The sequence below is a fragment of the Tildeniella sp. genome (assembly GCF_059505325.1).
The window spans coordinates 156,277-180,585 of record NZ_JCACKI010000072.1; the positions used below are offsets into that span (position 1 = coordinate 156,277).

Sequence of the window (24,309 nt, forward strand, 5' to 3'; positions counted from 1 at the left end):
GCTGATAGCTGATCACTTCTCAAGTAATCGGTAGCTTCAACCAGGTGGAAAGCTCGTACGCCAGCCAGTCTAACTCTGGTATTGTCAACGGCGGATTACTTCGGAGTTCATATTTCTGGGTGCCAGCCCAAACCGCAAGGTGAGGTTCAGCATTGCCCTGTTCGCTTTCTTTGCGATACTCTAACCGACTAATTTGTGTGCGTAGTGATGTTTGAGAACGTCCAGACTGGAAACCTAACCGTTTGCTAGTGAGAGAAATGTGCTGCTGGTCGATTTGGAGGTGGGCTTGTCCTAAAATCGATGGCATGAGGATTTCAAGGCTGGTAGACGCTTTGGTAAGGAAAACTTTGGTGTCACTGGGCTTGGCTACGGGTGCGATCGCGCTTGGTTTTCCAGTGCCCTGCTCTAGTGCCATAAGCGCTTCTTGAGCTGACTGCACCCGATAGTCTAGATTCGGATCGGTTAACCAGCCAAGCCATTCTGCATACGCGGGGCTGAGGTTAGCAATTTTCTCAAAGTCTAGCTTCATGCCTTTGTGCGGCAGGCTAGAAGGATGTGTACCCGCCAGCATTGTCGTGAGCGTTGCGCCCAAACTGTAAAGGTCTGACGCTGGAATCGCACGTCCACTAAATTGTTCAGGCGGCATGTAACCATAGGTGCCGACCACTGTAAAAGCGCTGGTGTCGCCGCTATTTTTCAGCGATTTAACCGAGCCAAAATCGACTAAGTAAGCCTGACGGTTTGCCAGCAGAATGTTGCTGGGCTTGATGTCTCGATGCACGATCGGTGGCTGTTGCCCATGCAGATAGATGAGAATGTGCAGTAGTGCTTTAGCAAGCTGTTTCGTTTCTGCTTCTGTAAAAAGCCGCTGTTCTTGTAAACATTGCTCTAGCGATTTGCCTTCAACGTAGGTTTGGATGAGCGCAAGCGCCTTATCGTTGGGCAGTTGATGTTCAAAAAAGCCCAGATAGCGCGGGATCGACGGATGCGAAAGGGACTTGAGGGTCTCCACCTCGCGCTCGAAGAGCTTCAGATCATCCCATTCAAGCGCCTCATCCAAAAACAGGAGCTTGATCACAACCCGCTCTTGCGTAGTCGTGTCACGGGCAAGCAGTGTCCAGCGCCCAGTTTGTTTACCAATCTGTCGTTCTACTTCGTAGCGATCGCCCAGTATCTGACCAGCCATCGTCTATTACCAGTGCTTATAGGTTGGTTATAACCCCCCTAACGCCGTTCCGCAACGGGATATTTGAGGGTATTCAGGGTTCAGCGTGATGGCGGCGGAGAAAGGGCAGCAGCGCATCGCTAACTTTTTCGTGCCAATCTTCTTGAGGGTAATGCCCCACTTCTTCTAGCTCTACCAACTCTGCATCAGGGAGGGCATGGGTGAACTGTTTGGCGATGTCTAGCCGTAGCCACGGATCACGCATACCCCACGCCACCAGTATAGGTTGCTTCCACTGCTGAAAGCCTGCTTCGATTTCTGCTGTCACCTGTTGAAGCTGTAGATTCTGAATCGTTGCCAGCAGCGCCCGCCCTGCGTCAGAACTTCTCAAAAATGGTCGTCGGTAAATATCGAGATCAGCGTCTTCAACGCGATAGCCACCAGCACCTTCCAGGGCACGATCGACTAACAGTGGATCTTGCGTCATCATGTCGCCCACCAGCGGTATGCCCAATTGCCGCAGCTTCCAGGGCAGTTTTGCGGCTGTCGTTAAGGGTGCGTTGAGAATGGCGAGACGATCGATCTGCTCTGGGTGGCGCAGCGCATATTGCAGCCCAACGGAACCCAAAAACCCTTGTACAACGAGCGTAAACCGCTCAATGTTCATGGCTTGGAGAAACGCCTCCAGCGCTTCGAGAAATGCCTCTGGAGTGTAGGCAAAATCGCGCCGATCGGGCTGCGCCGAAAAGCCAGAGCCAATCCAGTCAGGCGCGATCGCTCGAAAGCCTTGATTTGCCAAAGTTGGTAGAATTTTGCGCCAGCTATAGCTCTGGGCTGGAATGCCATGCAGCAATACCACGGGCACGCGATCGCTACTGTTGAGCGGCAGCGCTTCGCGATAAAACCATGTCAGTTTGCCGACCTCAATCCAGTTATCGCCTGTTGCCACAATATTTTCTACGCTACGTTCTGTCGTCTGAGCTTACCGCCTGACGGGATCGTAGAGCAAGTTGCCATACAGTTCTGTCTTGCTGTCGAGAGAGACGCTTGGTGTGAAGCTTGTTCGCCGATTGCGGCAACAATGGAGGACGTAAAGTTTTATCAAACTCACTTTTTGTAGCTTTAGATACAGAATTTTCTGTTATATTGGTAGTCAGGAGCAATAAATAAAAAAGAAGGAAATTAAATCATGTCTACCCAAGATCAAGCACGCGCTTTAATGTCCCGCCATCAGCACGTTGCTAAAAACCGTGAACAGTCTGCCTTGAGCCGTATGGCTGCCGAAATTGGCGTTTCTAGCGAAGCGGCTGTGCGGAACCAACCTCGTAGTGCTGGCATGAGCTAAGCAGCAGTTTGCTGCCTGCATTTAATTTGTGTAGAAAAGGGTTCCCTCATGAGGGAACCCTTTTCTGTTGCTACACCTGTGCTGTGGCGGATGCTTCAAACGGTAGCAACCTGACGCAACGATCGAATCGTCGCGATCGCGCACTCTGCGACCCGATCGATCTCCGCTATTGTATTGAACCGTCCAATCCCAAATCGTATCGATGCATAGGCAAGGGCATCTGATTGCCCCAGGGCTTGTAAAACATGGGATGGTGCCGTTTTAACAGATGAGCAGGCAGAACCAGAAGAAACCGCAACCACAGGCTGTAACCCCAACAGCAACGCTTGTCCGTCAATGCCTGCAACGCTGATGTTCAAATTTCCGCCTAACCGTTGAGTCGCATGACCGTTCAACTGCACTCCATCCAGCACGTTCAGCTTTTGCCAGAGGCGATCGCGTAGTCGTGTCACCCGCTCAGTTTCACTCGGCATGTCTCCAATGGCTAACTCGACGGCTTTCGCAAAACCGACTAATTGAGGGGTTGGCAGTGTGCCCGATCGCAGCCCGCGCTCGTGTCCACCACCATGCAGTTGGGGTGCCAACTGGACTCTAGGGCTGCGTCGCCGCACGTACAGAGCGCCAATGCCTTTCGGTCCATACACTTTGTGGGCAGTCAGCGACATCAGATCAATCTGCATCGCCTCTACGTCGAGAGGAATTTTGCCGATCGCCTGTGCTGCGTCTGTATGAAACAGCACCTGATGGGCGCGACAGAGTGCCCCGATCGCGGCTAACGGCTGTAAGACCCCAATCTCGTTGTTGGCTGCCATCACAGACACCAGGATCGTATCCGATCGCAGCGCTTGCTCTAAAGTTGTCAAGGCGAGCAGTCCATCCTGTTGCACAGACAGCACCGTTACTTCAAAGCCCAAAGCTTGCAGATAGCGGCAGGGATCAAGCACCGCACTATGCTCAGTGGCAACGGTGATAATGTGTCGCCCCTTGCTAATGTATGCCTCTGCTACACCTTTGATTGCCAGGTTGTTTGCCTCAGTCGCACCACTGGTAAACACAAGCTCTTCTGGCTGTGCCTCGATCGCGGCGGCTAAGGTCTCTCTCGCTTGCTGCACAGCGGCTTCAGCTTCCCAACCGTAGAGGTGGTTGACACTCGCGGCGTTACCAAAGTGCTCTGTAAAGTAAGGAAGCATGGCAGCCAGCACACGCTGATCAACGGGCGTTGTGGCATTACAGTCTAAGTAGATTGGGCGCTGAGCCATGCGAACCTCTCAAGTCATGTCGCAGATTCTCATAGTCTAGGCGATCGCTTCTGCAGTCAGCGATCGTGACACAGTGCACCATAGTTTTACCCGTGAGTGATTGACGGCAATCCTTTACCTTCCTAAGATGAGAGATAAGATTAAAGAGTGTAAAGAAAGATTACGCTTTTCATCCGTCAATTCTTACAGCCAGCTAATATTTCCCATGTCCATTTCTCATGCTTTTGTTACAGGGCGATCGCTACAGCCTCAAGTCAAACAACTCTTGCATTGCACAGCCGTTCTTTTACTAGCTGTCTGCCTCTGGGTCTGTCCGCTCAACGGTTTGACGCGTTCAGCCGCCTACGCCTTCAACAACCCAGAGTTATTACCAGACGTGCAAACGCCCATTATCGACTTAGCAAAAGCGCTGACGGGTGAACAGGAAGCAACGCTGGCGAAAGATTTGGAACGCTTCGAGGCAGAAACCGGGTGGAAGCTACGGGTGCTGACTCAGTTTGAGCGGACACCAGGCATTGCGGTCAAAGACTATTGGGGACTCGATGACCACAGTGTCCTGCTTGTGGCTGATCCACGCGGAGGCAATCTCCTTAACTTCAGCGTTGGGGATGACTTTTACCCGCTGATGCCGCGTACCTTCTGGATTGAATTGCAGACCCGTTTTGGCAATCAGTTCTTTGTGCGTGAACATGGTGAAGACCAATCGATTTTAGAAGCACTAGAGTCGATCAAGCTATGCCTGCGTCGAGGTGGCTGTCTGGTAGTGCCTGGTTTGCCTCCAGAGCAGTGGATTCTTACCCTCATTACGTCGATCGTGGGCGGTGTGGTGTGTGGTTTTGCCGCCAAGCCGCGTAAAGAAGGACAGATTGTAGCGTGGCAGTGGGCGCTGATTTTCTCGCCGCTATGGGGCATTCTCTTCATTGCCTTTGGCATTGGTCCTGTCGTCACCCGTACCTCTGATTGGCTACCGCTGTTCCGTAATATTGCTGGCTTTGTGGTGGGTGCGCTGGCTGCCTTTCTGGTGCCTGTGCTCAGCCGCACTCCTTCATCAGACGCTTAAGGAGTATGGCTCTAGCAGTCAGCTATCAGCCGTCAGCTCAAAGGAACGCTGATAGCTGATAGCTGATAGCTGACCGTCACTCAGTAGGCTGATCGAGATGTCTAATGTTAGGCTCATAGCAGTTCGTTATCCGCGATCGTGCCTATTCACCACACCCATGCTCATTCCACTTACCCGTAAGACGTTTGAAAATTTGATTCCCGCGGTGGCTACAGGTCCGCAATACGTCTACTGCTGGGGAAAGTTTCCCGCGTTGCTGCTACGCTTGCTGGTTTCGCTTGTGGGCGTGACGATCGTCTTATTGCTGGGTGGTCTTCTGGGCGAGAGCTTTGGCTTCATTCGTTTTTTGCTCGGCATTGTCGTTGGGCTGTATTGGCTGTGGGGACCCGTACTGTGGTCGAGCCTGAAAAATATTGAGGCGCGCAAATATCCCTACAGTGGTTTTTGGCAAGGCGAAGTGGTTGATGTCTATGCCACAGAGGAACTGATTGGCAAAGAGGAAACGGTCAATGAGCGCGGCGAGTTGGTCATTGTTGAAAACCGTGAGCGCCGCTTGAACTTAGTGGTGGGTGATGAGACGGGCTTTACGAGTCGTCTACAGGTGCCGCTGAAGCGCTACCATCAGGCGATCGCGATCGGCGATGCGGCAGAGATGCTAGTGATGTCTAACCGAGGCGATCTGGGTCGCATTAGCAAAACTTCAGATATTTATGTTCCCAGTCACAACATTTGGGTCAGTGATTACCCGCTATTGCTGCATGAGTCGTTTGTTGAAGTCAGCCGCAGACTAAATGCACGCAACCGTAGCAACCAGTTTGAACCAGAGCCTGACCTGCCCTCACAAGAGCGGTATGACAGTGGTGGTGGCGCGATCGAGCTAAGCCGTCGCCCTCGTCGGCGATCGCCGCGTAGCCGACCCTCGATCGACTGGTAAAAAGGAGTGTGCTGCTGGAACTGCTAGTGAAGCCCCTGCAATGCACGTTACGTCACCCCTTCTGTTCGCGCCCGTAGGCTTGCCATGCCAGGTCAACCAAGCCGTTGACGATCGCGGCAGCTACAACAGCGCTACCTTTGCGTCCAGCAATCCGAATGTGTGGAATCAGTGAATCTGCTAACCGCTCCTTTGCCGTTTCCACATCGATAAACCCAGAAGGAGTCGCAATAATCAGCGCTGGGCGAATCTCTTCTGCCTCAATCAAATCGACTAATGCAGTGAGTGCTGTTTGTGCCTGACCCACCACAAAAACGCCTTCTGGGTAGCGTCGAGCTAACGTTTCAATGCCCCACGCAGCACGAGTCTTTTCCTTTTGCGGACGGGTCAGCGCTTCCATACTGCAATAGACCGGGTTGGCAAAGGTATTCTGAATGTTGGTCGTGATACCCACTTGCACCATCGGCACATCTACTACGATCGTGCTACGGGCTGCAAGAGCCGCCGCTCCAGACTGTAGCGCTGCGTCTGAGAAGCGCACCAGCGACTTATATTCAAAATCAGCCGTTGCGTAGATGACCCGTCGCACAAGTTCATATTCGGCTGGTGAGAAGATGTGTTCACCAATCTCGCGATCGATAATCGCCAGACTTTGAGCGTCCGTTGTGTGCCATTCCATCGCAACCCTTTCTGAAAAATATTTGCCCTGTGGTAATTAGCCTACACTTGCCAGACCAAAATGGCGACAATTTACGCGATCGCTGTATCTATAGCAGTCCTGAATCATTTGTGAGCAAGACTGAATTAGTTAGCGGTCAGCTTTTTTGCTGACCGCTAATTGCTGACCGCTCATACAGCGCCATTCTCATCATTCAAACCGGATCGCCACGTTGCAGTAAGGCTGAAGGGACACCGTCCTTACAATGAACCAGTTAGCTAACACTTATTTAGGAATAAGCGTTTAGTCGCCGAGATTCGTTCAAGGTATTTTATGAGTTTGAACTTGTCGCTTAAAGTTCACAAATACGACTAAGTAGGAAGGTTCAACTAAATATAAAATCTGCGTAGGATGGGTATAGCCTTCGGCATTCAAGAAAAGTGAAGCGTAACCCATGCTGCTAAAGGTTTTGATGCGTTACGGCTATGCTTAACACATCCTACGTTTAATTTCACCCAGCTACTTAGGGTAGTGAATTAACGCGGCTTTAGAGATCGCTAGCAGCAACCGTTTGTCCTTAAACGTAGCTTTATAAAGGCTGGATTCTACCCTTCTACGATCGCTCCAAATAGTGACGCACGCCCTCGCTCACTTGCAACAAGTTAGGTTCAATTTTTTTGCTGAGAAAATCCTCAACCGTCTGCGCCACCTTACCCGAAACAAACCACGGAACGCCAGTTTTGTTAGGATCGATCGCTAGCTCACCCAAACAGTCAATGCGAGTACCATTCCCTTCTTCCACAAAGCAGTTCCTACCAGCACAGTGAACTGCTTCAGTAAAGGCATGGGTTTCAATGCGCCAATCGGTTGTGAATTTAGCGTCGTTCCAGGTTGCGTGATCCGTCCAAGACAGCATTGCTTCACTGAGAATCGCGCGTGCCAGTGCGGGAATTTCGCCGCCGCCATGCCAGATGTTAACCAGGTAAAGCAGTCCTGCTTTTTCTTGACGAGACTTCACTTCAACCTGCCGAACGTTAGACAGAAAAGGAACCAGATCGACCAACTTATCGCGGTAAGTAGCGTAAACGAGCGATCGTGGAAAGGGCAGATAAACCGAAGATTTAATAAGCATGAAGCGTTCAGGAGTGGTGCAGAGCGATTCTCCTGATGGAGCGATCGTGCCGCTGTTTGGGCTGTAGTGCTGACACAATACTAACTTGAGGTGAGACACTGTAGCAGCAGTTGGAATGCGTTTAGTGAGTGTTGAGACAGCGTTTAGATTTAAACTGCATCTTTAAATATAGAATACTCACGCCTAGTTCTAAACACTTCTATGACCGCAAGTATGCAATTTAAACAGTCTCAAAATATATCTCTGAGCCGATGAGTAATTTTAAGTATTGTTGCAAGATAAAGCTATAAATACGAGAAATATTCATTTAATGATTGCTTAAGCCGAAGCCTGAGATGTCGAATAGTTCTGATAGATTTTGCTCACAAGGCACAGCGAACTTTACCTTCACTCAATTTTAACCTATGGATATCTACTTCTTCTCTAGCCATGAGCCTGACTCTGAGATGACTCAAGCTTTAGGTAATTCTATCAAGTCTCGGTTTAAGGGTTGCATCAGTGATGTTCACGCTAGAGATAATCAGATTTCCTTGACGGAAACTCGACATATCGGTGGCGAAACCTGTCAAGTTTGCCATACGATTCCAACTCAATCAATTGTGTTTACTGAAGCTTCTTTAGCTATTTAAGCAGGACGATTTGTGGCGCTTGGTGCTACGGCTTGCCTTCTCCATGACGCTCACAGTCAACGGTGAACTCCTGGTTGACTGACAAAACTCTTGAAACCCTTATCCTGCCGTAGGTTGGGTTAGCGTTAGCGTAACCCAACGAAACCGTTACTGGTGTTGGGTTACGCTCCGCTCAACACCAACCTACATCAGAACTTTTGTCAGTCAATCAGCGGTGAACTCTAAGGATCCGATAACGAACGTCCAAGCTTCGTCACTGAAGCTTAAAGACTCATTAACGAGTATCGAAGACTCATTGACGGGCATCAAAGACTCATTAACGAATATCGAAGACTCATTGACGGGTATCAAAGACTCATTAACGAATATCGAAGACTCATTGACGAGTATCAGAGACTCAATGGCGAGTTTCAAAGGCTCAGGGCTGAACCCTAAACACTCAACAACGAGTCTCAAAGACTTAACGATGCGTATTAAACACTCGATCGCGCGAGTTGATCACTCAACAGCGAGCGCCAGAGACTCAGTTACTAGATTCTGGACTTCTGCATCTGGTCTAGCCCCACAGCAGGACTGAGCAAAGAAATTGGGAATCTGTTTCGATCGCTCAACGCTGACTCTCAATCGATCGTAGTCTCCCCGTTAAACTTCACCCTGATGCTATGAAGAAACAGCGTAATGCACCAGTTGGGCAAGCTTGCGGCGCAAGGTTTCCAGACCCAGACATTCGCTGGCGGAGATGAAGATTGCCTGTGGATACTCTTCTCGCGCCAGTTCCAGCGTGTCGCCGTCTACCTGATCGATTTTGTTGAAGGCGACCAGTGCGGGACCGGGTGCGATCGGCATGTCTGATAGAATTTTCATCACCGATCGAATCTGGCTTTGCCATGCGGGATGAGACAGATCCACCACATGCAGCAGCGCTTCGGCTTCCGTGACTTCCTCCAGCGTGGCGCGAAAGGCATCCAGCAATGAGGGCGGTAAGTCATGGATGAAGCCCACAGTGTCGGTCAGGAGCAGGGCGATCGGCTCATCTGTCACCGCATCGGGTACGACGAGTCGTCGCGTCGTGGGATCTAGAGTCGCAAACAGTTGGTCTGCTGCATAGACCTCGGCATTTGTCAGCACATTCAGCAGCGTAGACTTCCCGGCATTTGTATACCCAACAACGGCTACCGACGGCACCTCTTCATGCTGCCGTCGTTGCCGCATTCGTGCCCGGTGCGCCTGTAGCTGATTCACTTCCTGCTGCAAGCGCGTAATCCGTCGCTGGATTGCCCGTCGCTCGGTTTCTAGTTTCGTTTCCCCTGGTCCGCGTGTGCCAATACCGCCGCCCAAGCGAGACATTGCCTGCCCACGTCCGGTAAGTCGCGGCAGCATATATTCCAGTTGCGCCAGTTCGACCTGAAGTTTTCCGGCACCCGATCGCGCGCGCTGAGCAAAGATATCGAGAATGACTTCGGTACGATCGACCACGCGAATGCCAATCAAGGTTTCTAAATTTCGCACTTGCGCGGGGGAAAGATCGCGATCGAACACGATCAGATTTGCGCCAACAGACTGCGCCGCCAGCGCAATTTCCTGTACCTTGCCTTCACCGACCACTGTTTGATGATGGGGATGGGAGCGCTTCTGCTGAAGCGTTTGCAGCACTTGACCACCCGCTGTTTCCACCAGGCGCTCCAACTCCGTCAACCCATCTTTGAAGCGCTGTACGGCTCGGTTGTCGGTCATCAGTCCTACCAGTAACACTTGATCATGATCGCGATCGACCTGCTGTGCGGTATAGTCTCGCCGAAACTCTTCTTCCAGTCCCTCAACGAGATTGAGAAAGTCTTGATTGGTCAACACATCTAGGCTCAGAGGCGGCGAAACCGTCCAGGCAGTTTCGGGATGCGGTACCAAATGCGCTAAGTATGTCTCTTTAACATACCCTGTTGCGCCACCTCCCCGACGTTCAAAGCCGCCGCCTGTGAGGGTTAGCGTTACCAGCGCGTCCAGCCGCTGCATCGCCATTGCCGTCAGCGCTGAGTCACTGGGCGGCTCAAACTTCAACTGGGTTGAAAGACACCGAATCCCACAAAGTCGCTCGGCACCATAGCGGGGCAGTTCCAGCGGGGGAATCTGCGTCTGGCGAGGCGTGCCTACTCCAACCCGCATTACCTGTCCGCGCCGATTCACATACGCACACAAAGGCTGGTTCAACTCAGTGCTGACCGCTGCTAACCGTTGGGCAAATTCGGGCGTGGTGATGCGATCGCCCGGTAGCCGCTGGTGATACAACCGCTGCAACTGCTTGACCTGGCTGGTCTTCAAGCCCTGGAGATTTCCATAAACCGTTTCGATAAAAGCAACTAGCCAAACGCAACTGTGTTCATTTTAATCAATTGCGGGGCAGAGTTTTGCTTTTTGGGAGAGGAGAGAGAAGTGAGGTGAGAGGGGAGTTTTGAGTTACGACCCGCTACTCCCGACTCCCGACTCCCGACTCCCAACTCCCCGTTAAGCCGTCACAGGTGCTTTACCTTTCTTTTTCTGTGCGTCTGTTTCTAGTACAGTTGCTTCAGGCGCTGGAGCATCAGCGTAATCATCGTTGATCTGATTGTCTTCATCTTCAGCACTCTTCACATTATCGAGATCGATATCCAGCACCGTCATTGATAATCCAGCGCGTGGCGTGTTGCCATTGCTGGAAATATACGGGTTCGGTTCAAGTTTGCCTGTGCAAATGATGAGCGATCCTTTTTTAAGAAACGGCAGTGTTCGCCATGCAGTCGATTTTTCCCAAATGCTTAACGAGACAGTGAACGACTCCTCACGATTCCGTACGCCGCGAACGTAGAGGGTAGCTTTGGCGACTTTGGCTTTCTCGCTGTTAACCAGTAAAAAAGTAAAACAATTTAGAAGGCTAGAAGCCTCACTCTTTCATCCAGGAATGTAAGGTTTTGTAAAAATCTAAAACAATTGTGTTCAACTTAGACTTCAAGAAACTCCTTATTTACATTAAAATTCAATAAAAAAGTCAAACAATCTCTTAGCAATTCTTAAAACTTTTAGGACTCTTAACTGACTTTATCTAGCAGTCTGTAGGGGCTCTTCCCAGCTTTTGGTGATCTAGCGTCATAATTGCAAAATTTCACGATAGCTCGGCACCGGATTCTCCGGATGCTTCGGCACCTGAGTAACGATTCTTTCGGCACCTAATTCTCCGGATACCTCGGCAGGTAATTCACACTCAACATCGGCTACCTCTGACTACACTGCACTGGTTCATCAGTGAGGGGGTGTGGGAGATGGGGAAACGAAAGCAACAAGGAGGATTACTGCCAATGGCAAAGTTTCGGGAAATGATCCGGATGCATGAGTTGGGGTACAGCCAGTGCGCGATTGCCCAGAGTTGTGCTGTAGCCCGTTCAACCGTGCAGGATTACGTGCGACGAGCGACGGCGAAAGGCTTAAGCGATGCGCAGCTGAGTCAGATGAGTGATAGCGAAGCGTTGGAACTGCTGGGCAAAGGCAAACGCAAAGTCTTGCCCAAAACTGAGACTATCGATTTTGCTCAGGTGGCAATCGAGTTGCAACGCAAAGGCGTAACGCTTGCCCTGCTGTGGCAGGGAGGATTGGAACAAGGGCAGTGGCAATTGAGTTACGGGGGCTTTTGTCGGCGCTACAACCGTTGGCGAGCGCAGCAAAAGCTATCGATGCGGCAAGTGTACAAAGGGGGCGACAAGCTCTTTGTGGACTACTGCGGACTGACGGTGCCAGTGGTCCATCCCGAAACTGGAGCAGTGACAGACGCCCAAGTCTTTGTCGCGCCATAATCCTTAGTATCGTTGGTACTATCTAGCAACGATGGTTGCTCTATGAACACTGATCACCAAAAGCTGGGAAGGGCCCAGGATAATTGACATTTCACAACGGTCGATCCGGCTTTTCAAACAGCCTCTAAATCGTAAGGAGTTCCTCTACGATTCTTCAAGCAGTGCAGGAACAAACAAATTCGTGCCTCTCTAGGAGTAGCAAATCTATTATTGTTAAATTCTCGCGTCAGCAGCCTGCGGTTATCGGGTCGAGCCGTCGAAAAGGTATACTTCTGGAGAACGATAGTCTAATGATGTAATCCCCCTTTCATGCCCACCAGTGCCAATCGCCTTCGTGAAATGCTCTATGGTTCTAGGATAGCTACTCTAATAGAGGCACATAATACACTTTCGGCTCTTGTGGCACAAGAGGCTGGCTTTGACGCCATCTGGCTAAGCTCTCTCACCATGTCTTGTGCATATGGAGTACGTGATAGTAATGAGCTTACAGTGGAACATATACTCGATAATATCGAGTATATTACTGAGCGCGTACATATTCCGGTTTTATTAGATGCTGATACAGGATATGGAGGTTTTAATCAGTTTCGACGATTAGTGCGACGTCTCTGCGTACGAAAAGTGGGTGGAGTTTGTATTGAAGACAAGGTTTTCCCAAAAACTAATTCTTTCATCAATCCTACATCACAGAAACTCATCTCGATAGATGAATTCTGTGGAAAAATCCGTGCTGGTTGCGATACACGAACTGATGACTTGATCATAGTCGCTCGTACTGAAGCACTGGTGATTGGATCTGGTCTAGATGAGGCACTTTTAAGGGGGCGAGCTTACAGCGATGCAGGGGCGGATGCACTTCTCGTACATTCAAGAGCATCGTCATTTGATGAAATTGCTGCTTTTATGAAAGAGTGGGATCGTAATATTCCCATTATTTGTGTACCTACAACTTACGCTGATACTCCCATCAACGTAATTCAAGAGGCTAGAATTTCAGCGGTAATTTGGGCAAATCACCTCCTTCGCGCATCACTTCTGGCAATGCAGCAAACTGCATGTTATATCCTTGAACAAGGCAATGCACATGGATTAGAGAATCAGTTAGTACCATTGAATGAGTTGTGGCGGCTTCAGAATGTTGAGGAGTTACAATCTGCTGAACATCGCTATGTTACATCTTCAAAATTGGAGACTATCTTGCTCTATCTACCTAGTCCACCCATAGTAGACTTTTACACTTCTCCACTAACTTCTAGTGATGTAATTACCCGTTGGAATAAGCAATTAAAAAGCTTTGGAGAATCTGAAATATGCAATATCAATACGTCCACAAGAGCCTCACTCAACGATCAGCACGTTCTATGTCTAGACAAGAACAGTATCGTGCAAATCCAAAGTATTCTCGCTAGGATTGCTTCATCAACGAACGCATTTGTTATCTTAACGACTGCTACCGCTTTAGAAGACTATCTAATTAATCTTATCTACTCATACCATTGTGAAGCGCTCATCCTTGTCAATGCGACCCAAAGTCCTGAAAAAATACCTTCTTCTTGGTGTGTGCATTGTACCAATTCATCAGGCTTAGGTGTTGTTGACACTCCTAAGCAACTCCTAAAAATAGGACATGAGGTATCTTATGAATGCACTCATGGTATGTGGACAGGAATTATGAGCTTCCGTGGCCATGGCATAAAAGCACTTTATGAAGAATTGACCCGTCTCAGTTCGAATACAAATCAACTGATTGAAATTAATGAGTTAATAAATTCCCTTGTTAGGCATGTAGAAATTAATGTGGTTTATGTGAATGGCGGATGGGAGTTCGCACAATAAATGTCATAGAAACTTTCTCGTATGTGTAGAAAAGTTGAGATTTTGAAACACTCTCGAATTACGAACGTTGGTCCGGGAATGGATCACCTGAAACTACGCTGCGAAAAATTTGATGGTCATATGAGCACCACCCAAGATTATTTTGTGGTGGGGGTAGGCAAACGCGCTGTGGGCGTGCTTGCGTATGACCCAATATCCGATTGCGTTGTACTTGTTGAACAATTTCGGGTAGGAGCTTATGTATCCAGGGCTTCAGTGGAAGGTTTAGGATGGACAACTGAGATTGTAATGGGGACACTTACAGATGGTGAGAAGCCAGAAGCATTAGCCCGATTGGAACTTAATGAAGAAATTGGATGTGAACCAGAGGATATTATTGAAATTTTTCAGTACTTGCCTGATCCAGCGTCTAATGCAGCACTAGTGCAGCTTTTTTGTGCTCGTGTCAAGGCTCCTAAAACTCTGGTTGAACGTGGTAATGCTTATGAGCAGGAAAATGTACGTCCCTGTATTGTATCTTGTGAGAAAATTCCCAATCTTCTTACAGAAGCATCCTGTGCTAATGCTTCTACACTATTAGCTCTTCAGTGGTTTTTGCTAAATCGCACCAAGGTACGTCATCAGTGGCTCTTAAACTAACAGCGATCATCTGGACTAATGGTAGGCAGGGGAGGGTAGTCGTGCAGATTCTCAGAATCTTTTTGGCAGTCAATTAGACTCCATTGAGTTTTTCTTAACTCAGGTACCTGTCCAAGTAGGTCATCCAATGAGGGACACCAGTTCAGCCGATACAATGGAACTTTAAAGGACTTTATTGCATCAACTACGCTATCAAGAGTCTTTAGAACCAAGTTAGAAGTAACAGAGTTGATTGCTAACCAATCTGAGTGATTAGGGTTAAAAATCCCCTGAAGGTATTCTGGAAGCTGCGAGGCAACTTCTTCAACATTTACTTGATGCAACTCTGGAGATTTATCCTTGCTGAAGTTAGGTAGAATAATAGCCCCAAGAGGGGCTTCTACTTCAATTCCAGCACTAAAGCGTGATGCTCCTTGTGATGGGTATAGAGCTACCTTGTTATAGACGTTCCATAGTGCATCACTATTATTTAGAATTGCACGATGTTCTTCTGGAAAATCCACCGCTAGCTCACGCAACGAAGATACAGTTGCTACTTCAACTTTGAAGAAAGCTGGCCAACCACGTGCTACGAGATGATCTTTACGTACTGCGATGCAGACATTGTCATTAGCTAGCTTTGCTACATTGAAGCTATGAAGTAGCCGACAAAGTATAGAAGTTTTACCAGCACCCTTATTACCAATAGCTATGACGGCTTGCCCATTTGCTACAACTCCGCTAGCGTGGATAATAACACCCTCACGGCGCTGAATCGCATTCGACAAAAGATCTTCCACTATTCGTAGAACAGGAACACGTAGTGAATCTTGAGTAGGTCCCCAAATTTTTATTTCAGATGTATTTCGATCAATCCGTACAATTGCCTTACTCGGCAGCATCCAGACCCAGCGAATTTCTCCCTGATCTATATATTTACCAGTACACTGAAGGAATGCTTTGCTTCGATCAATATCGATTTCAATACTTCCATTCTTGTTTGGCACCTCAATTGGCGGCATTCCCACTTCAACACCAATACAAGCAATAGGTGTGTAAGTTGCTTGTCCTTGTGATGGACTTATTTTTATGTATGGTTCGAAGTATGCCTTAAGAAAAGGAATAAGGGATCCTTCAAGGTTAGGAAGAAGAACCTTGAGATCAAGATTGAAGTAAGTGAAACGGTAGTCTATCATTGCTTATTTTTTTAATCAGCAATTATTTCTCGAAGATAGGGATGAGCTGCAGCCAGAGATGGAATTCGTTTCATTAAACTGCTCGCACTTGGTGCCCACCACATCTCAAAAAACTCGCATTGGTCTAAGAGGTTACAGGCTACAGCATCAATATTTTGGTCAATAAGTTCGTTGCCAGTGGGAAGATAGCCATGCCAATCATGATAAATAGGATCTCGGCTCCCTAGATACACAGTTCGCAAACACTCTGTAAGCGATACTATTTCGAAGATACGCTGAATCTGTGTTGGAAGATCCGGTGCAAAGTGTACAAAGATGCAAGTAGAAACTCGATCAGCAGACGGAACAAGTCGCCGATTGAAGGCGGATACAACATTTTGAGATGTTAATATTGCCTTTTTACCCTCATTCCACAAGGTTTCGTATGGAATACCCCTACGTTCTTTTGGAAACCAAGGTGCCAAAGGTTGATGATCTGCCATAGTGCCATGAGAAACACTAAATGGTGACGGCCAACCATAAGCTCGAAGCTGTCCATTTTGACTTGCAAGCAAGACAGTGGTATCGCAGCTTAACTGATCAACCTCGAACTCCGATAACAACTCAAGGAGTAACGTCGTTTTGCCCTGCCACATATCTCCCATAATTATCGTGGCTTGCTCCTCATGCCGCACAGCTGCAGCATGCAATTGTACTCCCCCAGACTGTTCGACTGATGCTGTAAAAAAGGATTTAATTGCACGCACAGCATCCAATATGGCGTGCTCTTGTCTTTGTTGGTAAAGTATTACCGTAGCAGTCTTCGCGTGAAAATGAAAAAGGGTATTGGTAAGGTCAATACATACTATGTAACCATTCTCTATATTCCAACGACTTCCTTTAGATGCTAAATGAGCGTAGAGGCTAGTATCAACAACTACCTCTTTCCCTTTAGTCTTAATGGTTTTAGCTATATGTTCTGGCGGTTCGGTCAACTGTACTTTCAGATTAAGTACTAATGAACCAACATTGTCATTACGGAACTGGAAAAATGGCTCAACTTGGTTTGCAATCCCTTCTAAGACATCTTCTGAAGCTTCCAAATCGATGTACATTCCGGCATAGCTTAAATATTGATTGCTCATAGATTAATATAGAGAGAAGTTTATAGATGGGAGGACGAAAGGGGGAAATCACGCAGTGCCAATGCTCGAAGAGCAGCTCGTTCAATATCAATGTTTGAGAGTCCAAAGTGGATACGCAACTCCTGCCAGCTACCAGTATCTCCAAAGCAATCGTTAAGTGCTACAGGAGTACCTGGACAGCGTACTTCCCCTGCTAAAGCATGGAGAATAGCATCATAAAGACCTCCATATCGACTGTGTTCCTCAGCAGTGACAAAACATCCACAGGAAGAACATACTTCTCGTATAGTAGTTATATCAATGGGCTTTAGAGTGCAAATTTCAACTAAGCTGGATTCAATACCTTGATTTAGCAATGATTCTGCTGCAATTATTGCTGGATGAACCATTGATCCTGTGGCAAAAATTGCTACGTCGCGTCCTTCACTTAATCTTCGAGCAGGACCAATTTGGAAGGTTTCATTAGGGGACGTAAGAATGGGAACAGGTTCTTTTTGTAGACGAATATAGACCGGACCACTATGTTCTACTGCTGCAAAAACTGCATGACGAGCAGCATGGTAATCAACAGGCGAAATTACTGTCATTCCAGGCAGTGAGCGCATTAGAGCAATATCCAGTACACCTTGATGCGATCCACCGTCATGGGAGGCTGCGAGACCAGCATGAGTAGCAACAATCTTCACATTCGTCCCAGCAAAGCACACTGATTGGCGAATTTGATCAAACGCCCGACCGATGAAAATTGCGTAGGTAGTGGCAAAAGGAATCAGCCCTGTCATGGATAAACCAGCAGCAACACCAATAAGGTTTTGCTCAGCTATTCCTACATTGAAGAAACGCTCTGGAAATCGTTTTCCAAATCGGTCAGTATACGTAGAACGGGATAGATCTGCATCTAGAACCACTACACGTGGATCACAACTCCCAAGTTCAAGTAAGGCCTCGCCATAAGCATCCCTCGTAGCACGCTCTAACATTACATCAAGGCTCCATCAAGCTCAGATAGGGCAAGGACAAGATGGTTGTTATCAATAGGATGGTGATGCCACTTTACCACTCCTTCCATAAAAGAGACACCCCGCCCTTTAACTGTCTTAGCCACAAGAATACACGGAACTGAACTTTGGCGCGCATACCATAGAGCTTTATCAATGGCCTGAAAGTTGTGTCCATCTATCTCCATAGCCTGCCACCCAAAAGCTCGAAAGCGTGCGCAAAGATCGCCTAAAGGCATAATTGTTTCAGTATCTCCATCGTTTTGAAGTCCGTTACGATCTACAATGCAGCAGAGATTGGCAACCCCGAAGGTAGAAGCAGTATTTGCTGCCTCCCAATTCTGACCCTCCTGAAGCTCACCATCACCGAGAATACAAACTACACGGTTAGTACGTCCTTGTCGCATAAATCCTAGAGCAAGTCCCACAGCAATAGAAAGACCTTGTCCTAGTGAACCAGTAGATACGTCGATTCCTGGAAGTTGCCCAGCAACTGGATGCCCGTGAAGCCCACTCCCAAATTGACGCAAAGACTGAAGTCGCTCTTCGGAAAAGTATCCAGCAGCAGCAAGTGTTGCGTACAGAGCTGGTGAACCATGCCCCTTACTGAGAATGAACCAGTCTCGATCTTCCCAGTTAGGGCATTTAGGATCAATCTTAAGATGCCGAAAATAGAGCATAACAAGAATCTCAATTAAGGAGAGCGAACTCCCCGCATGTCCAGTTCCTACTGCATGAATTGCAGTCAGTACATTTTTCCTGATACGGCGAGCAGTTGTAATTAGATGCTGCTCTGTCTCAACAGAGAGTAAAGTCATTCAGATACTCCAACCTTTCCTATACGTCGGGCATACGGATCTGAGATACGGCACTTGTCATCTAAAATTGCTGGTGCAAATACTTCTAGAACTTCTGCCGGTTGAATACCACTGTTTGCTAATGAGTGTGGAATGCCTGGTATAGATTTTCCATGCTCAAGTGAATGTAAGTTACAGACACTAGTACCAGAAGTTAGAGTGACTTTCCCCACACGTACACAGAAGAATTCCTCTCGAGTGTTATGGTAATGCAAACTAGTACTGCGCCCAGGAAGCAGCCAAGCGCAGGACAGCCCAAAATCTCCTTGGTCTATAAGGATGTGGTTACGTCCATAGGGTTTCTCCAAAATAAAAATAGATTGAGTAGCAAGTTCTTCAATTGGAGCTTCAAGCAGTGCAAGGAAATTTAAAGCAAAGGTTTCTGGGCAGTTTGGGAAAAGTTCTTGAAGTGCTTGCTGAATAACATTGTAATTTTTCATTTCTTTAGGCTTCCTTGAATTTACTTGTTCTTCTATATTTTTTACCCGTATTTGTTTAGTTGCTAATTAAAATTCAGTTCCAGTTATGATTTGATTGCACGTATAAAAATGTAGTCACCAATTTGATCATCATAATATTGATTGCAAACTTGCTTAAAGTGACCTGAAACAATATCATCAGAAAGTTTTGCACATCCTTCAGATACCTCGTCTTGATCCGCCAAAGTAGCAAAGGTCGATGATCCTCGACGTATACGTTCATCAAGGTATATCTCGGGTCGATGCTTTCCGCTGTAAAGAAAGAAATCTTGAAGATCAGGCAACACAAAGTAGGGCTCAAGCTTATCAATGTAAAAGCCTCCTTGCTGGAGACTATCTAATGTATCGGGTAGTGTTGGCATCTGCGTAATTGATCGCTGCATTGCCTTCGGAAAATAGTGATTCAGCCAATAATTTTCCATTTGCTCTGCCGTAGACGTAAACAGTACAAGAGGAGAGCCAACTTTAAGAATACGTGCCGATTCACGAAAAACTCGCACAGAATTTTCGAAGTGATGTAGTGCTAACGTGATAATAACTCCATCAAAGCTTTCACTATCGAAAGGTAGATCTTCTGCGTCAGCAACACACCAAGTTATATCTAGCGATTTTCTTGATGCCTTTTTAAGCATTACTGATGAGTGATCAATCCCAGTCCATTTACCTGCTTTGGTTGCAAGAGCAAGGGTATAATTCCCAGTACCACAAGCTATATCTAGGTAATGACTGCTGTTACGAGGGTCAAGCAATTGGGTAATACAGTTCACAAGGTAAGGATCTGCTTGACGGGTGAGATTATATCCCTTTCCAATTTTTTCATAAGTAGGATCGTCCCTATTAGACTTCATGGTTCACCTCTATAAGATTCTAATTATTTCAAATCTTCAATACACTCAAGCCATTCAACTTGAATAAACTGGTCAAGTAATCCCTAGAGCTAGCTGAGAATTTAAAGGTACGCAAGTTCAAGTGTCTCCAAAGAATTCTTTCCCTGTTCTTAAAAAACTTTAATCTCGTCAAAAAATCACCTTACTGCTATACCTGCTTGATTACCATTGCGAAAGAAAAAGCTCGAGATTAAAGAGAAGCCAAAGACGTTTTCCAAAAGCATCACTTGGGCATGCGGCTCCTTTCTCAAGCCAAGCTTTGAGATGATTAGGTTCGAATAATTCAGCTGTGCGCGCTTTAGGTGAAAGAAGCCGCTCACGAATTTGACCTAGTCTTTCCACTCCTAGCCACTGGCCTAAGGGCATAGGAAACCCCATTTTCTTACGACGAAGTACCGAGATGGGAATAGATGAGCCATAAGCGCGTCTTAAAATTACTTTTGTCTCGTCAAACCGTTCGCTAAAAGAGCTGACTGGCTTCATTGCAGCAATTGCACATCCTAAAGGATTACGCCAACGCAACCGATCTTCTACCGGAAGATTTACAGCCGCTTGTACAAGGTGATGGTTAAGAAAAGGAACACGTGCTTCCACTCCAGCAGCCATAGTCGTAGCATCTAGCATCGCAAGAAGTCCTGGTAAATGAAGCTCAAGAAAAACCAACATAATTCTGTTAACAGGTTGGAGATGACTACTGCGCTCAAAAACTTTAGCAAATTCAACGTTGAGTGCAGCATCTGTATCTACCTGTACACGTATTTCTGGACGAAAGAGTAGTAACTTTTCTAAAATAGGGAAATAGCTATAGCGCCTTAAGAAGAAATCAACTTCTGACAAACAATGAGCATCATTTTCTATACTAAGTCGCGCTCGTAGAGCATTAGAGAATTGAGTTGGTAGCATTGCAGCAAACTTAGCGCGCTGATAGTCATATAAACTACGATAGATTCGACTGTAGCCAGCAAAGAGCTCATCAGCTCCCTCCCCACAAAGCACTACTTTGCTGTAGCGTGCTGCTTCGCGCGCTAAAAGATACATTCCTACTTCGTTATGCATTGCTGTGGGCTCACCTCTTCTAGCAACCAAATCCTCCGCAACCATAATAGGGTCGTGTTCATCCAAATCAACTAAGTGATGGCTTAGCCCAAGAGCACTTGCTACTTCATGTGCGTATGCACTCTCGTTATAAGCGTCTTCCTTAAGCTGGGCAGTAAACGATAACAACGGGCAAGACGCAATTCGCCTCGCTTCCAACGCTATAATGGAAGAGTCGAGACCTCCTGAAAGAAATAAGGATACGGGGTGATCTGCAATTAGGTTCTGACGTACAGATTTATTTATAAGTGAGGAGATATAGTCTGCACGCAAGTCAGCTCGACCCAGAAGTGGTAACTCGTGAAGATTTAGCTGCCAATAGCAATGACGGCGATGTATGCCTTCTCCGATTTCTAAGATAGTAGCCGGAGGCACACGGTTGGCACCATAGAAGTAGGACTCTTCGCCTATAGCATAGCGGTACGAGAGGAAAGAAGATACAGCTAGAGGATTCAGACGACGTTCAAACCCAGGATAGTTTGCAATTCCTGTTAACTCAGAAGAGAAAATGATGGTACTACGAATGAATGCATAGTAAAGGGGCTTAATTCCGAAGCGATCGCGAACGAGGTAAATCCTTCTCTTTTCTAGATCATAAAGTGCAAACGCAAATTGTCCTTCAAAGCGGCAAACGCAATTAATTCCCCATTCACGGTAAGCTTCAACTAAAACCTCAGTATCTGTTTTGGTACGAAAGTGGTGACCACAAATCTCAAGCTCATGCTTCAGCTCTAGGAAATTAAAAATTTCTCCATTGTACGTAACCCAAACCGTGCCTGTAGCATCAGACATTGGTTGGTTGGAGCGAGGGTGAGTATCCAAAATTGCCAGACGTAAATGCCCTAAAACTGCACCATCTAACTGCTGAATCCTCGAAGCATCCGGTCCTCTATATGTCATCCCATTCAGGATTGCAACAACCAATTCTGGTTCAAGCCGAACTTGGTGGTCAAGTGCTACTACGCCAGCGATTCCGCACATACCTTAATTAGAACATATAAAGTGTCGCTCTGCCTCTGCTAAATCAGATGGAGTATCAATCTCAAACCACTGGCTTAAACCTACATTAAATGCCATTAGAGGCAACTTCCCGGCTTCAATCCAAGTTTGCATCGCATACTCCAGCGGAGCAGTTGAATCCCATCGCTTGAGGGTTGTGTCTATTGCAGTTAGAAGAATGGTTTCCCAATTCCCCTCGCGTAAAAGGTACAGATTCACTGTCTTCCAAGCATTTTCAAAAGAGAAGTCTAATGGTCTGGCACTCGCGTGATATAAACCAATTACATATCCATCAGAAGAACACTTAGCAAAACTCCCATTTGTATCAATTTCCGGTGAGTACGGGGCGAGCACACTTAAGTTTTTACGTTCTACTGCAAGTACACGAGCCACAAGTTCACTTTCAAATACCATATCTCCTTCAATTACCAGTACGTCACGTTGTCGCGGAACTAGAGTAAGTCCCATTTGAAGAGAAATAGCAGTGCCGGTCTCAGCAAAACGCTGGTTAACAACAGTTTTAATAGATAAAGTGCTCTCAAGATTCTTAAGGAACTCTTGAACCTGCTCGTGACGATATCCTAAAACTATTACTATCTCTTTAACACCACAATCCTCCAGAGATTGAAGAATTCGGCTAAGGATAGGTTGATCATTTACTTGTACTAAACATTTAGGACAATTATGGGTGATCTGTCCTAACCGTGTTCCCAGTCCTGCTGCGAGGATCAGAGCTATAGGAGGAGGATTTTGATAAACTGTGTTCATCGCTTACCTACCTTAGGAAGGGCTTCTGAAAGCTGCGTAAGGAACCATGCTACGTTTTCTGAGTTCATATGTCCAAGAGTAGCAATAGCCATGTAGCCAGCATCCACAATTTCCTGATGAGTATGTACTATTGCACCTCGCTGATTTAGTTCTTGTTGGAGAGCTGAATAGTTTACATTGTGAGGAATACGGAACAAGCTAAGGATGTTGGACTGCACATCGGGACTCACTAAGGCAAGCTCTAAACCCAGATCTAACAATCCTTGTTGAAGCTGATCTCGGAGAGTTTGGTAACGACAGATTCGCTTTGGAACAGTTTCTTCTACTAACAATCCAACAGCTATATCTGCCGCAGCCAGTAACTGGACTGGTGCAGTATAAGGGGTTGCGCGATTCTCTTTACACGCACGCCATTGTTCATGAATGTCTAGATAGAAGCTACGAGATTTACCTGCACTCGCCGAAATGAGATCAGTACGGCCTATTACGAAGGAGACTCCCGGTAAGCCCTCTAAGCACTTATTGGCATTAAGAGAGCAAAAAGCTACATTATGAGCAACTATGTCAAACTCGTGCCCACCAATACTTGCTATTCCATCTACTAATAGCTGACAACCGTAGCGGTCGGCTATTTCACCTATCTTCTGAAGGGGAGCCAAAAACCCAGTAGTCGTCTGAAGATGAACTACAAAAATATATTTAATATATGGGTCCGAATCCAGTGCTAACTGAATGGCCTCTAGGTTGATTGGCTCCATTGGTGATGTAGCTACTATTCGGACATTAAGCTGATGGCGTCGAGCAATCTCACCAATTCGTTTAGCATATCGCCCATTGTCAAGGAGTAGAAGTTTTCCCTCTAGGCTTGCTAAAATCGCTTCATTTGCTCCTGTGCCTGAAGCTGCAAAAGGTACACAGCTATGCGTTTCGGTTCCTCCCACAATCCCTTCTAGCCGTTGACAAAGACGTTCAAGGATAGCTGCAAACACAGGCTCACGATGGCTCATGTTTTCTACTAGGAGAGCCCGCTGTACTAACGGATGTACATTGGTAGGACCAGGTGTAAATAGTAACCTTTGCATATCAAATGCATATCAAAGCTGTTGGCATAAATAGAAGCTGTTTTAGAAGTAGAAGCTATTTTCAGATTTCATAGAGGATAGTATTCCATTAACTAGTGAAACCGTTTGCTAATTCATTCAAATATATTTAGCGATATATATATATATGAAATTATTAACTTTTGTATACTAATGTGTCGTTTTAGGACTGTATTTTCCTCTTATGGCAGTTTTAGATTACTATTCAATTAAATTTTGAGTAATTCCCTTTAAGGATTTTTCTGTTTGTATCTAGAATTAACCAAATTTCTATTATGAGCATTCCGAGAAAGTTCTTCATTCTTGCTTCTTGATGAGTCTTGGTTACTTTTATCTTCCATCTTAATTAATTCAT

The 24,309-nt window shown here is 46.7% G+C and carries 22 protein-coding genes; 6 read left to right on the forward strand and 16 right to left on the reverse strand.

What is annotated here, in order from left to right:
* Positions 1-19 precede the first annotated feature (19 nt).
* Together AC5JO6_RS25690 and AC5JO6_RS25695 are read right to left on the reverse strand one after the other, a co-directional pair.
* Positions 20-1,186, reverse strand: coding sequence for a serine/threonine protein kinase (locus AC5JO6_RS25690; protein ID WP_496083883.1), 1,167 nt, complete (start codon positions 1,184-1,186; stop codon positions 20-22).
* Positions 1,187-1,259: 73 nt separating this feature from the next.
* The gene (locus AC5JO6_RS25695; protein WP_496083884.1) at positions 1,260-2,114 is read right to left on the reverse strand and encodes an alpha/beta fold hydrolase; all 855 of its coding nucleotides are present in this window, start codon (positions 2,112-2,114) and stop codon (positions 1,260-1,262) included.
* 240 nt (positions 2,115-2,354) lie between these two features.
* Here AC5JO6_RS25695 and AC5JO6_RS25700 point away from each other — a divergent pair, with 240 nt between their 5' ends.
* Complete coding sequence (locus AC5JO6_RS25700; RefSeq protein WP_496083885.1) at positions 2,355-2,510, forward strand: hypothetical protein; 156 nt, start codon at positions 2,355-2,357, stop codon at positions 2,508-2,510.
* A 95-nt stretch (positions 2,511-2,605) separates the two neighbouring features.
* Here AC5JO6_RS25700 and AC5JO6_RS25705 read toward each other — a convergent pair whose 3' ends face one another.
* Positions 2,606-3,769, reverse strand: coding sequence for a cysteine desulfurase family protein (locus AC5JO6_RS25705; RefSeq protein ID WP_496083886.1), 1,164 nt, complete (start codon positions 3,767-3,769; stop codon positions 2,606-2,608).
* 205 nt (positions 3,770-3,974) lie between these two features.
* On the opposite strand from AC5JO6_RS25705, the gene AC5JO6_RS25710 reads away from it, so the two are divergent.
* Positions 3,975-4,829, forward strand: a complete 855-nt coding sequence (locus AC5JO6_RS25710) for a TPM domain-containing protein (protein WP_496083887.1) — start codon at positions 3,975-3,977, stop codon at positions 4,827-4,829.
* A 157-nt stretch (positions 4,830-4,986) separates the two neighbouring features.
* Positions 4,987-5,763, forward strand: a complete 777-nt coding sequence (locus AC5JO6_RS25715; protein ID WP_496083929.1) for a DUF8619 family protein — start codon at positions 4,987-4,989, stop codon at positions 5,761-5,763.
* 52 nt (positions 5,764-5,815) lie between these two features.
* Here the strand turns inward: AC5JO6_RS25715 and AC5JO6_RS25720 are convergent, their stop codons facing one another.
* The 4 genes from AC5JO6_RS25720 to AC5JO6_RS25735 form a co-directional block, all read right to left on the reverse strand.
* Positions 5,816-6,439, reverse strand: a complete 624-nt coding sequence (locus tag AC5JO6_RS25720; protein WP_496083888.1) for a precorrin-8X methylmutase — start codon at positions 6,437-6,439, stop codon at positions 5,816-5,818.
* 592 nt (positions 6,440-7,031) lie between these two features.
* Positions 7,032-7,550, reverse strand: a complete 519-nt coding sequence (locus AC5JO6_RS25725; RefSeq protein WP_496083930.1) for a hypothetical protein — start codon at positions 7,548-7,550, stop codon at positions 7,032-7,034.
* A 1,289-nt stretch (positions 7,551-8,839) separates the two neighbouring features.
* Positions 8,840-10,525, reverse strand: coding sequence for a GTPase HflX (gene hflX, locus AC5JO6_RS25730; RefSeq protein WP_496083931.1), 1,686 nt, complete (start codon positions 10,523-10,525; stop codon positions 8,840-8,842).
* Positions 10,526-10,678: 153 nt separating this feature from the next.
* On the reverse strand, positions 10,679-10,834 hold the full coding sequence (locus tag AC5JO6_RS25735; protein ID WP_496083889.1) for a hypothetical protein: 156 nt from the start codon (positions 10,832-10,834) through the stop codon (positions 10,679-10,681).
* A 671-nt stretch (positions 10,835-11,505) separates the two neighbouring features.
* Here AC5JO6_RS25735 and AC5JO6_RS25740 point away from each other — a divergent pair.
* The 3 genes from AC5JO6_RS25740 to AC5JO6_RS25750 all read left to right on the forward strand — a co-directional run bounded on the left by AC5JO6_RS25740 (position 11,506) and on the right by AC5JO6_RS25750 (position 14,472).
* On the forward strand, positions 11,506-11,997 hold the full coding sequence (locus tag AC5JO6_RS25740) for a hypothetical protein (RefSeq protein WP_496083890.1): 492 nt from the start codon (positions 11,506-11,508) through the stop codon (positions 11,995-11,997).
* Positions 11,998-12,306: 309 nt separating this feature from the next.
* The gene (aepX, locus tag AC5JO6_RS25745) at positions 12,307-13,833 is read left to right on the forward strand and encodes a phosphoenolpyruvate mutase (protein WP_496083891.1); all 1,527 of its coding nucleotides are present in this window, start codon (positions 12,307-12,309) and stop codon (positions 13,831-13,833) included.
* A gap of 78 nt (positions 13,834-13,911) precedes the next feature.
* The gene (locus AC5JO6_RS25750; RefSeq protein WP_496083892.1) at positions 13,912-14,472 is read left to right on the forward strand and encodes an NUDIX domain-containing protein; all 561 of its coding nucleotides are present in this window, start codon (positions 13,912-13,914) and stop codon (positions 14,470-14,472) included.
* Here AC5JO6_RS25750 and AC5JO6_RS25755 read toward each other — a convergent pair.
* From AC5JO6_RS25755 to AC5JO6_RS25795, 9 genes are all read right to left on the reverse strand, one after another.
* On the reverse strand, positions 14,469-15,647 hold the full coding sequence (locus AC5JO6_RS25755; protein WP_496083893.1) for a hypothetical protein: 1,179 nt from the start codon (positions 15,645-15,647) through the stop codon (positions 14,469-14,471). The two genes, AC5JO6_RS25750 and AC5JO6_RS25755, sit on opposite strands and share 4 nt — an antisense overlap.
* A gap of 11 nt (positions 15,648-15,658) precedes the next feature.
* The gene (locus tag AC5JO6_RS25760; RefSeq protein ID WP_496083894.1) at positions 15,659-16,771 is read right to left on the reverse strand and encodes a hypothetical protein; all 1,113 of its coding nucleotides are present in this window, start codon (positions 16,769-16,771) and stop codon (positions 15,659-15,661) included.
* A gap of 20 nt (positions 16,772-16,791) precedes the next feature.
* On the reverse strand, positions 16,792-17,751 hold the full coding sequence (locus AC5JO6_RS25765) for a transketolase family protein (RefSeq protein ID WP_496083895.1): 960 nt from the start codon (positions 17,749-17,751) through the stop codon (positions 16,792-16,794).
* The gene (locus AC5JO6_RS25770) at positions 17,751-18,587 is read right to left on the reverse strand and encodes a transketolase (RefSeq protein WP_496083896.1); all 837 of its coding nucleotides are present in this window, start codon (positions 18,585-18,587) and stop codon (positions 17,751-17,753) included. The genes AC5JO6_RS25765 and AC5JO6_RS25770 overlap by 1 nt, the downstream gene beginning before the upstream one ends.
* A complete protein-coding gene (locus AC5JO6_RS25775; RefSeq protein ID WP_496083897.1) occupies positions 18,584-19,066 on the reverse strand; it encodes a cupin domain-containing protein in 483 nt (160 codons plus the stop codon). Before AC5JO6_RS25775 ends, AC5JO6_RS25770 begins: the two co-directional genes overlap by 4 nt.
* A gap of 83 nt (positions 19,067-19,149) precedes the next feature.
* Positions 19,150-19,953, reverse strand: coding sequence for a class I SAM-dependent methyltransferase (locus tag AC5JO6_RS25780; protein ID WP_496083898.1), 804 nt, complete (start codon positions 19,951-19,953; stop codon positions 19,150-19,152).
* A 201-nt stretch (positions 19,954-20,154) separates the two neighbouring features.
* Positions 20,155-22,068 carry an asparagine synthase (glutamine-hydrolyzing) gene (asnB, locus tag AC5JO6_RS25785; protein ID WP_496083899.1) on the reverse strand — a complete coding sequence of 638 codons (1,914 nt, stop codon included), beginning with the start codon at positions 22,066-22,068 and terminating at the stop codon, positions 20,155-20,157.
* 3 nt (positions 22,069-22,071) lie between these two features.
* A complete protein-coding gene (locus tag AC5JO6_RS25790) occupies positions 22,072-22,854 on the reverse strand; it encodes a phosphocholine cytidylyltransferase family protein (RefSeq protein WP_496083900.1) in 783 nt (260 codons plus the stop codon).
* Positions 22,851-23,861, reverse strand: coding sequence for an aminotransferase class V-fold PLP-dependent enzyme (locus AC5JO6_RS25795; protein ID WP_496083901.1), 1,011 nt, complete (start codon positions 23,859-23,861; stop codon positions 22,851-22,853). The genes AC5JO6_RS25790 and AC5JO6_RS25795 overlap by 4 nt, the downstream gene beginning before the upstream one ends.
* Between the last annotated feature and the right edge of the window lie 448 nt (positions 23,862-24,309).

What these genes read in the sequence shown, in the direction of transcription:
- AC5JO6_RS25690 (WP_496083883.1), bottom strand. Translation starts at nt 1,186, where the DNA reads ATGGCTGGTCAGATACTGGGCGATCGCTACGAAGTAGAACGACAGATT.
- AC5JO6_RS25700 (WP_496083885.1), top strand. Translation starts at nt 2,355, where the DNA reads ATGTCTACCCAAGATCAAGCACGCGCTTTAATGTCCCGCCATCAGCAC.
- AC5JO6_RS25705 (WP_496083886.1), bottom strand. Translation starts at nt 3,769, where the DNA reads ATGGCTCAGCGCCCAATCTACTTAGACTGTAATGCCACAACGCCCGTT.
- AC5JO6_RS25710 (WP_496083887.1), top strand. Translation starts at nt 3,975, where the DNA reads ATGTCCATTTCTCATGCTTTTGTTACAGGGCGATCGCTACAGCCTCAA.
- AC5JO6_RS25715 (WP_496083929.1), top strand. Translation starts at nt 4,987, where the DNA reads ATGCTCATTCCACTTACCCGTAAGACGTTTGAAAATTTGATTCCCGCG.
- AC5JO6_RS25720 (WP_496083888.1), bottom strand. Translation starts at nt 6,439, where the DNA reads ATGGAATGGCACACAACGGACGCTCAAAGTCTGGCGATTATCGATCGC.
- AC5JO6_RS25725 (WP_496083930.1), bottom strand. Translation starts at nt 7,550, where the DNA reads ATGCTTATTAAATCTTCGGTTTATCTGCCCTTTCCACGATCGCTCGTT.
- AC5JO6_RS25735 (WP_496083889.1), bottom strand. Translation starts at nt 10,834, where the DNA reads ATGACGGTGCTGGATATCGATCTCGATAATGTGAAGAGTGCTGAAGAT.
- AC5JO6_RS25740 (WP_496083890.1), top strand. Translation starts at nt 11,506, where the DNA reads ATGGCAAAGTTTCGGGAAATGATCCGGATGCATGAGTTGGGGTACAGC.
- aepX (WP_496083891.1), top strand. Translation starts at nt 12,307, where the DNA reads ATGCCCACCAGTGCCAATCGCCTTCGTGAAATGCTCTATGGTTCTAGG.
- AC5JO6_RS25750 (WP_496083892.1), top strand. Translation starts at nt 13,912, where the DNA reads ATGGATCACCTGAAACTACGCTGCGAAAAATTTGATGGTCATATGAGC.
- AC5JO6_RS25755 (WP_496083893.1), bottom strand. Translation starts at nt 15,647, where the DNA reads ATGATAGACTACCGTTTCACTTACTTCAATCTTGATCTCAAGGTTCTT.
- AC5JO6_RS25760 (WP_496083894.1), bottom strand. Translation starts at nt 16,771, where the DNA reads ATGAGCAATCAATATTTAAGCTATGCCGGAATGTACATCGATTTGGAA.
- AC5JO6_RS25765 (WP_496083895.1), bottom strand. Translation starts at nt 17,751, where the DNA reads ATGTTAGAGCGTGCTACGAGGGATGCTTATGGCGAGGCCTTACTTGAA.
- AC5JO6_RS25770 (WP_496083896.1), bottom strand. Translation starts at nt 18,587, where the DNA reads ATGACTTTACTCTCTGTTGAGACAGAGCAGCATCTAATTACAACTGCT.
- AC5JO6_RS25775 (WP_496083897.1), bottom strand. Translation starts at nt 19,066, where the DNA reads ATGAAAAATTACAATGTTATTCAGCAAGCACTTCAAGAACTTTTCCCA.
- AC5JO6_RS25780 (WP_496083898.1), bottom strand. Translation starts at nt 19,953, where the DNA reads ATGAAGTCTAATAGGGACGATCCTACTTATGAAAAAATTGGAAAGGGA.
- asnB (WP_496083899.1), bottom strand. Translation starts at nt 22,068, where the DNA reads ATGTGCGGAATCGCTGGCGTAGTAGCACTTGACCACCAAGTTCGGCTT.
- AC5JO6_RS25790 (WP_496083900.1), bottom strand. Translation starts at nt 22,854, where the DNA reads ATGAACACAGTTTATCAAAATCCTCCTCCTATAGCTCTGATCCTCGCA.
- AC5JO6_RS25795 (WP_496083901.1), bottom strand. Translation starts at nt 23,861, where the DNA reads ATGAGCCATCGTGAGCCTGTGTTTGCAGCTATCCTTGAACGTCTTTGT.